We start from the raw sequence: 12,411 nt of genomic DNA on the forward strand, positions 1-12,411 counted from the left end.
CATTTTGTCACGGAAATCTTTTAGCCGGAAGCCAGCTTGCGGCGGCGGTCAAATCACTGAAGACTGCAATCCGCATTCCGAACGATTCCCAGGATACGAGCCTTGCGCTACGCACTCTATTTCACGCCGCCGAAGGATGATCCTTTGAACGGCACGGCCGCGCTCTGGCTCGGCCGCGATGCTTTCACCGGCGAAACTTATCCGGCTCCCGATCATCCTGGCCTGCCGGCCACCGAGCAGTTCGAGCTGACCGCCGAGCCTCGCCGCTATGCCTTCCACGCGACGATCAAGGCACCGTTCCATCTGGCCGCCTCCGTGACCGAGAAGGATCTGGTTCAGGTCGTAGAGGATTTCGCCGCTCGTACGCCCGCCTTCGAGATTCCCGAGCTGGTGCTTGGACAACTGGGCAAATTCTTTGCGCTGGTACCCGCTTTTCTGCATCCGCCGCTTCAGGATTTCGCAGCCACGGTGGTAAAATCCTTCGAACCGTTTCGCGCCGCGTTGTCGGATGCCGATATCGCGCGCCGCAATCCGGAGAAACTGAGCGAGAGCCAGAGGGCCAATCTGTTGCGCTGGGGTTATCCCTATGTGATGGATGACTTCGGGTTCCACATGACGTTGACCGGCCAGGTGCCGCAGGAGCGCGCTGGGATAATGAAGGCCATTCTGGCAGAGCGTTTCGCCGCTTTTACCGGCCGGCCGCTCCCAATTGGCGGCCTTGCCGTTTTCGTTGAGGAGGCGCGTGGCGCGCCGTTTACAGCCCATTCCTGGTGGCCGCTTGCCGGCGCGAAAAACTGAGAGACCATAGTCGATGACCGCAGAAACCGTCTTCTCCAACGCCCGCATTGTCCTCGAGGATGAAATCGTCGAAGGCTCGGTCCTCGTCCGCGACGGCAAGATTGCCGATATCTCGACAGGCAGCTCCCATGTCGGCGAGGATTTCGAAGGCGACTATTTGATCCCGGGTCTCGTCGAGCTCCACACCGACCATCTCGAAGGCCACTATTCGCCACGTCCAGGCCTGCGCTGGCACAAGACGGCGGCGATCCAGGCGCATGACGCCCAGATCGTCACATCAGGCATCACCACGGTCTTCGATTGCCTCCGCATGGGCGCTGACGAAGACGGCGGCTTCGAGCATGGCGAGATGCGCGAGATGGCCGATGCAATCCAGAAGGCCGAGCAGGAAGGCCGCCTGCGCGCCGAACACCTGCTCCACCTGCGCTGCGAGGTCTCTGCCGACAACGTGCTGCAGCACTTCGCCGATTTCGAAAACGATCCCTATGTCCGTCTCGTCTCGCTGATGGACCACGCGCCCGGCCAGCGCCAGTTCCAGACCATGGATCAGTACATTTTCTATTACCAGAAGAAGCGCGGTCTCTCCGATGCCGAGTTCGCCAAGTTCGTCGATCGCCGCGTGTCGGAGTCAGAGCGCAACTCGACGCCGCACCGCGTGGCCATTTCTAAGGTCTGCGCTGAGCGCGGCATCACCGTTGCCAGCCACGACGACGCAACGCTCGCCCATGTCGACGAAGCCATCGAGAATGGTGTTCGCCTGGCCGAATTCCCGACCAGCTTCGACGCGGCCAAGGCGTCGCACGAGCATGGCATGAGCGTGTTGATGGGCGCCCCGAACATCGTGCGCGGCAAGTCGCACTCCGGCAACATTGCCGCCCGCGATCTCGCTGAACGCGGCGTCCTCGACGTTCTGTCCTCGGACTACGTCCCGCTCAGCCTCCTTTACGCTCCCTTCTTGATTGCCGACGAAGTCGAGAGTATTTCGCTGCCGAAGGCTATCGCCATGGTCACCGCGACCCCGGCTCGCACCGTCAGCCTCAATGACCGCGGCCGCATCGCTCCCGGCCTGCGCGCCGATCTCGTCCGCGTGTTCCGCGACCACGGCGTGCCGGTCAGCCGCTCTGTTTGGCGCGAAGGGCGCCGTGTCGCATGAACCCGTCGCACGAACCCCACATCGTTCCGGGCACCGAACGCGGCATCATGGTCGTGGTCGTCGGCCCGAGCGGCGCCGGTAAGGACACGCTGATGGCGCTGGCCGCCAAGCACTTCAAGGGCCGTCCTGAGGTGCATTTCGTCCGCCGCGTCATCACCCGCCACACCCATGCTGGCGGCGAGCAGCATCTCGCCGTGTCGGACCAGGGCTTTGCGTCGATGGAGCAGGCTGGAAGCTTTGCCGTTTGGTGGGAAGCACACGGCCTGAAATATGGCATTCCGGCCGAGGTGTCGGTCTCGCTCGCGCAGGGAAATCTGGTCATCGCCAATGGCTCCCGTTCGGCGCTTCACCATTTCAAGGCGGTCTTCCCGCGGCTCAAGGTCATCAATGTAACGGCGACTGCCGAGGTGCTGGCCAGCCGTCTGGAAGCGCGCGGCCGCGAGACGCACGAAGACATCATGGCGCGTCTTGCTCGCGGTCCACTCACCGTGCGCGGCGACTACGACGTGACCGACCTCGACAACAGCGGCTCGCTGGAAGAAGGCGAGGGGAGGATCGTGGACGCGCTGAACGGCTTCCTCACGGAAGTGGCCTAGGATCGGCTGACACGGAGGGGGCATGCGGCCGATCAGGGTTCTCGACTACGATCCGGCATGGCCCGCTCTCTTCGACGCCGCAAGGTGTGAACTGCTGGCGCTGGCGGCGGATCGCGTCCTTGCAATCGAGCATATCGGCAGCACGGCGGTCCCCGGACTAGCGGCTAAGCCTAAGATCGATCTTGATGCCGTGCTCGTGGACAAAGCTGCGTTGGCTGCGGTCGGCGCCTTGCTTCCCTCCGCCGGTTTTCAGGATCATGGCGATCCCTACGGCGAAGGCCGCTGGCTCTTCACGCGCGATCACGAAGGCTATGGCTTGCGCCTCTATCTCTGCACACCTGATAATCCGGCCCACCGCGACCGCATCCGGTTCCGCGATTATCTGCGCGCTCACCCGCAAAGAGCAAACAAGTATCAGGCGCTGAAGCGTCACCTTGCCGGCGAGGCCAACGGCGATTGGGATATCTATACCGGCGGCAAGAGCGATTTCGTCGCCGAGACGCTACGGCTCGCGGCCATCGAGGCCGAACGGTCTCCGCGCGGATAATTCTCGTGCGCGGAGAAATAATTCCTGAGGACTTCAACGAATTGAACGAGCCGTTCGTCCCCGCCGATCCTCGCGTCAATGATCTGCCGCGCACTGATGGCGTCATTGGACAGGGAGGCGGGTCGCGAACCGGATATGACAAAACTGGTCGAAAGTCCGGCGTTCGGTGATGATTGCAGGAGGTGGATCGCGGCCGTCAGGGCCGATGATCCACCCTGACGGAGGACTAAGACACGCCTGTTGGCCCGGAAGAGCGGGGGCCTCGATGCGATCGGGCGGTCTGTAGCGCCTGACATTCCATATCCATCAAGACCGCCTGCCCATTCCCAGCTAGGCCACGCCGTACCGGACCACTCTCCGGCGCGGATATTGCTGCAACCCTCTGCGTCATTCGTTCTCGCCGCCGCGTCCAGCCACGATCTCGCGCTTGCCGACATGGTTTGCCGGGCCGACGAGACCTTCCTTCTCCATGCGCTCGACGAGCGAAGCCGCACGGTTGTAGCCGATGCCGAGACGGCGCTGGATGTAGGAGGTCGAGCACTTCTTGTCGCGCAGCACCACTTTGACGGCCTTATCGTAGAGGTCGTTCCCGTCCTCGGCGGCCATGTCGCCCTTGTCGAAGACGGCGCTATCCTCTTCCTCGGCATCTTCCTCTTCGTCGGCCGTCACGGTGTCGAGATATTCGGGCCGCCCCTGCGTCTTCAGGTGCGCGACGACCTTCTCCACTTCGGCATCCGAAACGAACGGCCCGTGTACGCGCGAGATCCGCCCGCCGCCCTGCATGTGCAGCATGTCGCCCTGGCCGAGCAGTTGTTCGGCGCCTTGCTCTCCAAGGATGGTGCGGCTGTCGATCTTCGACGTCACCTGGAAGGAGATGCGGGTCGGGAAATTTGCCTTGATGGTCCCGGTGATGACGTCGACCGAAGGGCGCTGCGTCGCCATGATAAGGTGGATGCCAGCCGCACGCGCCATTTGCGCGAGGCGCTGGATCGCCCCTTCGATTTCCTTGCCGGCGACCATCATCAGGTCGGCCATCTCGTCGACGATGACGACGATGTATGGCATCGGCGTCAGGTCCATCTCCTGCTGTTCCTCGATCGGCGCACCGGTGCTCCTGTCGAAGCCGGTCTGAACCATGACATAGATGGTCTCGCCCTTGTCGCGCGCCTGCGCCACGCGGCTGTTGTAGCCGTCGATGTTGCGCACGCCGAGGCGCGACATCTTGCGATAGCGATCCTCCATCTCGCGCACCGCCCACTTCAGCGCCATCACGGCCTTCTTGGGGTCGGTGACAACGGGCGTCAAAAGGTGCGGAATGCCGTCATAGACGGAAAGTTCCAGCATCTTGGGATCAACCATGATCAGGCGGCACTGTTCCGGCGACATCCGGTAGAGCAGCGACAGGATCATCGTGTTGATGGCAACCGACTTGCCCGAACCGGTGGTGCCGGCGACAAGCAAATGCGGCATCTTCGCGAGCTCCGCGATGACCGGCTCGCCGCCGATCGTCTTGCCGAGGCCGAGCGCCAGCTTGTAGCCGCTCTTCTCGAAGTCTTGGCTTTCGATCATCTCGCGGAAATAGACGGTTTCGCGCAGCGCGTTCGGCAGTTCGATGCCGATGACGTTGCGGCCGGGAACCACGGCAACACGCGCCGACAGCGCCGACATCGAGCGGGCGATATCGTCGGCCAGGCCGATAACGCGCGAGGACTTGACGCCCGGTGCCGGTTCGAACTCGTAAAGTGTGACGACGGGGCCGGGGCGGACATGGATGATCTCGCCCTTGATGCCAAAATCCTCGAGGACGCTTTCGAGGAGGCCGGCATTCTGCTCCAGCGTTTCCTGCGACATGATCTCGCCAACGCGTTCGGGCGGCTCCTGCAGCAGCGAATGCGACGGGAATTCGTAGCCGGAGGCATCGACCCTCGAGGGCACGATCGTCGGCGCGGCAAAGCGCGGTGCCGGCGCGAGCGGTTGCGGTGCCTGCGCACGAACTGGCAGCGGAGCGATCGGCAGGGTTTTCGGCTGGACGACCGCTTCTTCCACACGGCTCTGCTCGGCCTCTGCCGGGCTTTGTGTTGCGCGGGTGCGCGTCAAACCAGCAGCTGGTTCGACTGAAGGCGGAGCGACCGGCTCCGGCGTGGGAGCAACGGTAGTCGCCGGTTGTTGCCGACCTGGCCGCCACTCCATGACGCGGAACCGGCTGATGATCGATTCGGGGCTGACCTCTGCCTTTGGCAGGGAAACGACCGGGGGCAACAGGATCGGTTCGGCGGCCGCTTCCTCGAAGGCCATGACTTCCCAGAACGCGAAGTCCGAGATGGACGCCAGTTCAGTGGACGCGCGGACAATGGTGTGGGTTTCAGGCTCGACCGAACTCATCGGCGATACGGCCGCGGTCGGCTGCACTTCTATCACAGGCGGGATCTCGGCTTCATAGACCACGAGCGGAATGTTGGCGGCAACAGACGCCGGCGGCTCCACGCTCGCGCCGATTTCCGCCGCAACGCGTTCCTGCAGCGCAAGCGGCGCCGTGCGAACGGGTGGCGCCGGCACGCGTTTCGGATTGATCAGATTCTCGGGCGTGCGGGTGAACCGCACATTCGGAGCCAGTGAGAAATTGCTCTGCCAGATCGGTGCCGTAGGCTTCTCGCCTGCGTATTCCTGCAGCTGTTCACCTTCGACTTCCGCGGAAATCTCCTCGGCCTCTGTCAGATTGGTTCTAGGAAAGCGCATACGACCGCTACTCACTCATGATTAGCAACTAATACCCGCTCTCGAATTAGGAAATGAAGGTTAATAAGTTCCTTCCATCCGCACCATCACTCGACGAAGAATATAAAGAAAAATATGTAATATCAACTACTTGAAAGGTGATGAAAATTTTAATGGATTTTCGACGAAGCGCTCAGTGCGCTTCGTCCCAGTTGGTCGCCGAACGTGCATCGACCTTCAGCGGCACGCGCATTTCAAGCGCCGGCATGGTGGCATTTTCCATGACTGAAACGATGATCGGTGTGGCCTTTTCGACATCAGCGTCCTCGACCTCGAAGATCAGTTCGTCATGCACCTGCAGGAGCATGCGGACGCGATCTCCAAGCCCCGCCTCGGCAAGCGCCGGTTCCATCTTGATCATTGCCCGGCGAATGATGTCCGCCGCCGATCCCTGGATCGGGGCGTTGATCGCCGCACGCTCGTTGAAGGCGCGAACGGATGGGTTCGAGGAGCGAATCTCCGGGTAGTTGATTCGCCGCCCGAAGATCGTCTCGACGTAGCCCTTGTCGCGCGCCATCTGCTTGCGGCTGTCCATGTAGTCGCGGATGCCGGGGAAACGCTCGAAATACTTCTTGATGTAGTCGCCCGCTTCCGAGCGCTCGATCGAGAGCTGATTGGCAAGACCGAAGGCGGAAATGCCGTAGATGATCCCGAAGTTGATCGCCTTCGCGCGACGCCGCACCTCGGACGGCATGCCCTCGACCGGTACGCCGAACATCTCCGACGCGGTCATGGCATGAATGTCGACGCCATCGGCAAACGCCTGCGTCAGCTGCGGAATCTCGGCCACGTGCGCCAGCACACGCAGTTCGATCTGGCTGTAATCAGCCGAGATCAGCTTGTGGCCCGTCGTCGAAATGAATGCCGTGCGGATCTTGCGGCCTTCCGCCGTGCGCACCGGAATGTTCTGCAGGTTCGGTTCCGAGGACGAGAGGCGGCCGGTCGTCGTCGAGGCCAGCGAATACGAGGTATGGACCCGCTTCGTCTGGGGATGGATGTATCCCGGCAGCGCGTCCGTGTAGGTCGATTTCAGCTTGGTGAGCTGGCGCCAGTCGACGATCTTGCGCGGCAGTTCGAAGCCAGCGGCAGCGAGGTCTTCGAGCACGCTTGCCGATGTCGACCATTGCCCGGTCTTCGTCTTCGTGCCGCCGGCAAGTCCCATCTTGCCGAACAGGATGTCGCCCAGCTGCTTTGGCGAGCCGATGGTAAAGCGCCCACCGGCGAGCTTGTAAATTTCATCCTCCAGCGCCGCGGCGCCCTGTGCGAGATCGCCGGACAGGCGCGAGAGGATCTGCCGGTCAACGGTGATGCCGCGTGCTTCCATATGCGCCAGAACCGGAAGCAAGGGCCGCTCGAGGCGTTCGTAAACCGTGGTCAGCTTCTCAGCCGCAAGGCGTGGCTTGAGGACAAGCCAGAGTCGCAATGTGATGTCGGCATCTTCGGCCGCATAATGTGTGGCGCGATCAATATCGACGAGATCGAATGTAATGTTCGACTTACCGCTGCCGGCCACGTCCTTATAGGCAATTGGCGTATGACCGAGGAGCTTCTCCGAGAGTGGATCCATCCCGTGGGCGCCGGTTCCCGCATCCAGAACGTAGGAGATCAGCATCGTATCGTCGAAGTTCTTCGTTTCGACGCCGTAACGCTTCATCAGCAGGTAGTCGTATTTGAGGTTCTGGGCGACCTTCAGGATCGACTCGTCTTCCAGCAGCGCCTTCAACCGGGGCAGGGCATCGCGCATGGGAATCTGGTTGTCGGCGAGCCCGCCGCCGAGCAGATCGCCGACGCCTGTTTTGTGGCCGATCGGGATATAGGCGGCGCGGATACCGGTGCCGGTGGCGTTCTTGTCGTTGTCGGCGATCGCCATAGAGAATCCAACGAGCTCCGCCTGCATCGCATCGAGCGACGTCGTCTCGGTGTCGAAGCCAACCAGTCCCGTCTCGCGCGCATCGGCAATCCATTTGTCGAGCGTCGCGACATCGCGGATCGTGACATAGCGCGAGTGGTCGAAGGGCAGGGAGGCAAACGCCTCGGCGCGCGCCTTGGCAAGATCGCCAGGCAGGAAGGTGCCTTCACGACCATTCCCGCCATTCGCCTTCGCGGGAACGGGCACCGACTCGCCGGCGACGTCGGGAATGCCACCGGCAACTGGCTCGGGCTGGGCGACGTCGAGATCGGGGCCGCGTGCCGCCGCGCCCCACTCGACCGGGACGTCGACGGCATCGATCGCGCTGGCATCGCAATCGCAGGCATCGGCCACGCGCCGCGTCAGCGACGTGAACTGCATTGCCTTCAGGAAGCCGATCAGCTTCGGTCCGTTCTGCGGCTCGAGTGTCAGGTCTTCGACGCTGAGTTCCAGCGGAACGTCGGTGCGCAGCCGCACCAGTTCGCGCGACAGGCGCGCCTTGTCGGCATTCTCGATGATCGTCTGCCTACGCTTCTCCTGCTTGATCTCGGTCGCGCGCTCCAGGAGCGCGTCGAGATCGCCGTATTCGGCGAGCAGCTGCGCCGCTGTCTTCGGGCCGATGCCGGGGATGCCCGGTACGTTGTCGACCGAGTCGCCGGTCATCGCCTGAAGATCGATCATCTTCGCGGGCGGCACGCCCCATTTCTCGATGACATCGGGAATGCCGATCTGCTTGTCCTTCATGCTGTCGTACATGTGGACGTTCGGCGTCACGAGTTGCATCAGATCCTTGTCCGAGGACACGATCGTCACGTCGGCACCGAGCGCTTCGGCCTGGCGGGCGTAGGTCGCGATGATGTCGTCTGCCTCGAAGCCCTCTGTCTCTATGCAGGGCAGGTTGAAGGCGCGCGTGGCGTGGCGGATCAGGCCGAACTGCGGAATGAGCTCCTCGGGCGGCGCCGAGCGATTGGCCTTGTAGGCGTCGTAGAGATCCTTTCGGAACGTCTTTGCCGAATAGTCGAAGACGACGGCAAGATGCGTCGGGGTCACCCCGACCGACGTGTCGCGTGCATCGGTCAGGAGCTTCCACAGCATGTTGCAGAATCCAGACACCGCGCCTACCGGCAAACCATCGGATTTGCGCGTTAGCGGAGGGAGTGCGTGAAAGGCTCGAAAGATGAAACCGGAGCCGTCGACAAGGAAAAGATGATCGCCTTTTTTCATGGCGTCATGGATAGCGCGGCGACCCTGGAAGGTCCATATAAAGTTCCGAGGGAGAAAAGATTCCGCCTCACCAAACTGTTACTAATTTGTAATAGTCAATCCTCGGTTTTCCCTTGAAAAGCCACATTCCCGATCACAAATGATTACTACCGACGTTTGATCGTGTTGATCGCGTCGAGGGTCTGATAGCTGGCTTGTCCCCCGCCGCATCGGACTTGGACAAAGGCCTTATCCCCTCTCCGGGCCTTTGTCCCCATTTTAGAGCCGCCATAGCCACACCTCCAGGCTATGGCGGCTTTGTTTTTCTGCTCTATCTTTCAAAGGACAGCCTGCGATGAAAGTATTTGCGGTGCATCGCATGCGTTTTGTTGAATTGTTTTGTCGAGTATTTTGCGACTAACTGAGAAGATGGGAATTAATCGTATGGACTCGGGAGCCTATCTTGCCAGCCAGCTGGCCAAGGGCTTCGCTCGTTCGCTGCAGCAGCGCGCGGCGAGGCTCGGCTTTTCGCCAGGGCAGTTCCCGGTTCTTCTCGAACTCTGGGCCGAGGACGGGCTAACCCAGAAGCAGTTGCTGGCTCGCGTCGATATCGAACAGGCGACCATGGCAAACACGCTTGCACGCATGGCGCGCGACGGGCTGATCGATCGTCGTCCGCATCCGTCCGACAAGCGCGCCCAGCTGATCTTCTTGACGGATAAGGCCAAGGGCATGGAAGACGACGCGATCGAGGCGGCGCGTGAAGCGGATCTCGCGCTGTTTCAAGGCTTCAAGAGCTTCGAACGCGAGCTGACCCTCGAATATATCCGTCGTCTTCTCGACAACGCCAAGAAGCTTTGAGCCTATTCCGCCGCCGTTATGGTGGCTGGAGCATACGGCCGATCCAACTCGCCGCCGTGGGTTGCGAGGAAGCTCTCACGCGCTGCCAGCTTGACGCTCGGCTCGATATCAGGCTTGCCGAGAAGCAGTCCCTGCATCTGCTCGCAGCCTTCCTCGATGACGATCTGGCGCTGGAGTTCCGTTTCGACGCCTTCGGTCACAACCTGAATCCCGAGGCTGTGGCCAAGGCCGATGATGGCGCGCACGATGGAACGGGCGGCTGCGTCATGCTCGAGAATGCCGGTGAAGCTGCGATCCACCTTGATCTTGTCGAAGGGCAAGGCGCGCAGGTTCGAAAGCGATGAGAAGCCCGTTCCGAAGTCGTCCATGACGATGCGCACGCCAAGTCCATGCAGACGCATCAGCGTTGCGATGACATTGCTTCGATCACGCACGAAGGCAGCTTCGGTAATTTCCAGTTCCAGCCTCTCCGGGGCCAGCTCGGTCTCTTCGAGGATCGCCGCAACCCGCTCGCAAAGGTTCGGGAGCATGAACTGCACCGGCGAGACGTTGACGGCGATGGACAGCGGCTGCGGCCACCGCGCCGCTTCGGTGCAGGCCTGGCGCATCACCCACTCTCCAAGCTGCACGATCACGCCGCTTTCCTCGGCGATGCCAATGAAGACCTCCGGTTCACTCATGCCGTGCCCGGGCCGATTCCACCGCATCAGGGCTTCATAGCCGGTGACGGTATCCGTCCTGCTGTCGAGGATCGGCTGGTAGCTTACGCAGAGCTGGTTGCGCGTGATCGCATGGCGCAGCTCCGCCTCGATCTGGCGACGGGCGCGTACGGCTTCGTCCATTTCCGCGTCGAAGAAGCAGGCCTTGCCGCGCCCGGCATGCTTGGCACGGTAAAGCGCCGTGTCGGCGTTGTCGCTAAGCTCCTCCGCCGTGCGTCCGTCGGTAGGATAGACGGCAATGCCGACGCTGATGCCGACGGCGGTCGGATCGCGGGCGATATCCATTTCAGCGGCGAGCCCGTCAAGAATAAGCCCCGCAAGCTTGCGCGCGGCGTCCGGCTGCTGCTTGCCCGTCTGGATGATCGCGAACTCATCGCCCCCAAGTCGGGCGACCGTGTCGCCATCATCGGCCACGCGCTGCAGGATTGTCGAAACCTTGCAGAGGATGCGGTCGCCCTCCGCATGTCCGAAAATGTCGTTGACGGCCTTGAAACGATCGAGGTCCAGACAGAAGACGGCAATCTGCGTGCCTTTGCGCTGGGCCAATTGAAGAGCGTGGCGAATGCGCGTGTCGAACAGCGAGCGGTTCGGCAAGCCGGTCAAAACGTCGTGCTGCGCCAGATGTTCGATCATTTTCTCGGCGCGCTTACGTTCGGTGAGATCGCGAATCACCAAGACGTCGCAGTTGCGCCCGCGATAGACCATGCGACGGGACAGAATCTCAACCGGGATCTCGTGGTCGTCTTTGCTGGTCAGCAGCGTCTCCTCGCGGGAGGCCGGCGTGCTGCCATCCATGCTCATCAAAACGGAGGTCGGATCAGCCCCGAGCAGCTCGGCCAAGTGCCAGCCCGACATTTGCTGGAAGCGTTCGTTGGCGTCGACGATCTTTCCTTCGCGCAGAACGAGCAGCCCCTCCATCGAGGCGTTCGCGAGGCCGCGTAGATCGGTCAGATGGCTTTCGAGAAATACGGCGCCGAGAGCGACGAGGATCAGGGCCGTCGACACTGCCATGATGATCGCAGCCAGCACCTTCGGCTCCAGAACGGTTGCGGTTGCGCTTCGTCCGGGCTCGGGAATGAGCGTTATGCTGCTCATCGAAATGAAATGCATCACTGCGATGGCGAGCACCAAGGCGATCGCCGACCCCAGCAGCCGTTTTGCCCCCTCGAGCCTCTTGAAGGAGAGAAAGGCCATGCTCGCGAGTGTCGCGCCAATCAGCAGTGCGATCAGCGTTGCTGAGAGATCGTAGACGATGTCAACCTGGGCTTCGATCGCCCGCATGCCCGTCAGGTGCATGGAACCGATCCCGAGCGCCATCAAGATGCCACCGGGCACGAAGGAATACTCGCTCGTGCCTTCCGCGGACACCAGGATGGCCAGCCAGGAGACACATATCGCCAACACAACGGAGAGTGTTGTCAAGCCGAGACCATAAGTGATCGTGAAGCCGCCATCATAGGCCAGCATTGAGATGAAGTGCGTCGCCCAGATGCCGACGCCACAGGCAAATGCCGATGCCATGATCCAGGTTCGTTGCTGCCCGGGATCGCATTCCTGGGCGCGGAACAAGAGCAGCATCGAGGCAAGGTTGCCGATCAGGCAAACGATGACGGCAGCAACAATTAGGCGCCAGTCATGGTTGTCGCGAATGCAGGTGACTACAGAGAACATATCTCACCTCGAACACATTGTTGGCATGCTATTTAGCCTTCACTAAATAACTGTAAATTGTATCCGCGATTTCATGCCCTCGTCTTCAGGTGAGTCTCCCGGCGATCCGTTTCCCCTCGGAACTTTTTTCAACTCGAAAGCGATTTGCCTTTGGTCTATCGTCCCGCCGAATTTCGAAA

At 61.5% G+C, this 12,411-nt stretch carries 8 protein-coding genes; 5 read left to right on the forward strand and 3 right to left on the reverse strand.

Annotation, left to right across the window (positions count from 1 at the left end):
• Positions 1–102: 102 nt before the first annotated feature.
• From K9B32_RS06180 to K9B32_RS06195, 4 genes are read left to right on the forward strand one after another with little or no spacing between them, the layout of a single operon-like run.
• Positions 103–798, forward strand: a complete 696-nt coding sequence (locus tag K9B32_RS06180; protein WP_224561012.1) for a DUF1045 domain-containing protein — start codon at positions 103–105, stop codon at positions 796–798.
• 13 nt (positions 799–811) lie between these two features.
• Positions 812–1,951 carry an alpha-D-ribose 1-methylphosphonate 5-triphosphate diphosphatase gene (locus K9B32_RS06185; protein ID WP_224561013.1) on the forward strand — a complete coding sequence of 380 codons (1,140 nt, stop codon included), beginning with the start codon at positions 812–814 and terminating at the stop codon, positions 1,949–1,951.
• Complete coding sequence (gene phnN / locus K9B32_RS06190) at positions 1,948–2,547, forward strand: phosphonate metabolism protein/1,5-bisphosphokinase (PRPP-forming) PhnN (RefSeq protein ID WP_224561014.1); 600 nt, start codon at positions 1,948–1,950, stop codon at positions 2,545–2,547. The genes K9B32_RS06185 and phnN overlap by 4 nt, the downstream gene beginning before the upstream one ends.
• A 22-nt stretch (positions 2,548–2,569) precedes the next feature.
• A complete protein-coding gene (locus K9B32_RS06195) occupies positions 2,570–3,094 on the forward strand; it encodes a GrpB family protein (protein ID WP_224561015.1) in 525 nt (174 codons plus the stop codon).
• A 387-nt stretch (positions 3,095–3,481) separates the two neighbouring features.
• Here the strand turns inward: K9B32_RS06195 and K9B32_RS06200 are convergent, their stop codons facing one another.
• Positions 3,482–5,830 (reverse strand): DNA translocase FtsK, encoded by a 2,349-nt coding sequence (locus K9B32_RS06200; protein ID WP_224561016.1) that lies wholly within the window; start codon positions 5,828–5,830, stop codon positions 3,482–3,484.
• A gap of 172 nt (positions 5,831–6,002) precedes the next feature.
• Positions 6,003–9,002 (reverse strand): DNA polymerase I, encoded by a 3,000-nt coding sequence (polA, locus tag K9B32_RS06205; protein WP_224561017.1) that lies wholly within the window; start codon positions 9,000–9,002, stop codon positions 6,003–6,005.
• A gap of 423 nt (positions 9,003–9,425) precedes the next feature.
• On the opposite strand from polA, the gene K9B32_RS06210 reads away from it, so the two are divergent.
• A complete protein-coding gene (locus K9B32_RS06210; RefSeq protein WP_016552356.1) occupies positions 9,426–9,842 on the forward strand; it encodes a MarR family winged helix-turn-helix transcriptional regulator in 417 nt (138 codons plus the stop codon).
• Between the two features lie 2 nt (positions 9,843–9,844).
• Here K9B32_RS06210 and K9B32_RS06215 read toward each other — a convergent pair whose 3' ends face one another.
• Positions 9,845–12,232, reverse strand: coding sequence for an EAL domain-containing protein (locus tag K9B32_RS06215; protein ID WP_224561018.1), 2,388 nt, complete (start codon positions 12,230–12,232; stop codon positions 9,845–9,847).
• Between the last annotated feature and the right edge of the window lie 179 nt (positions 12,233–12,411).

Source organism: Rhizobium sp. 3T7 (assembly GCF_020166565.1).
Classification (GTDB): domain Bacteria; phylum Pseudomonadota; class Alphaproteobacteria; order Rhizobiales; family Rhizobiaceae; genus Rhizobium.

Excerpts from the sequence above, each read along its gene's own strand:
- K9B32_RS06210 (WP_016552356.1), top strand. The coding sequence starts at position 9,426 with ATGGACTCGGGAGCCTATCTTGCCAGCCAGCTGGCCAAGGGCTTCGCT.
- K9B32_RS06185 (WP_224561013.1), top strand. The coding sequence starts at position 812 with ATGACCGCAGAAACCGTCTTCTCCAACGCCCGCATTGTCCTCGAGGAT.
- polA (WP_224561017.1), bottom strand. The coding sequence starts at position 9,002 with ATGAAAAAAGGCGATCATCTTTTCCTTGTCGACGGCTCCGGTTTCATC.
- K9B32_RS06200 (WP_224561016.1), bottom strand. The coding sequence starts at position 5,830 with ATGCGCTTTCCTAGAACCAATCTGACAGAGGCCGAGGAGATTTCCGCG.
- K9B32_RS06195 (WP_224561015.1), top strand. The coding sequence starts at position 2,570 with ATGCGGCCGATCAGGGTTCTCGACTACGATCCGGCATGGCCCGCTCTC.
- K9B32_RS06215 (WP_224561018.1), bottom strand. The coding sequence starts at position 12,232 with ATGTTCTCTGTAGTCACCTGCATTCGCGACAACCATGACTGGCGCCTA.
- phnN (WP_224561014.1), top strand. The coding sequence starts at position 1,948 with ATGAACCCGTCGCACGAACCCCACATCGTTCCGGGCACCGAACGCGGC.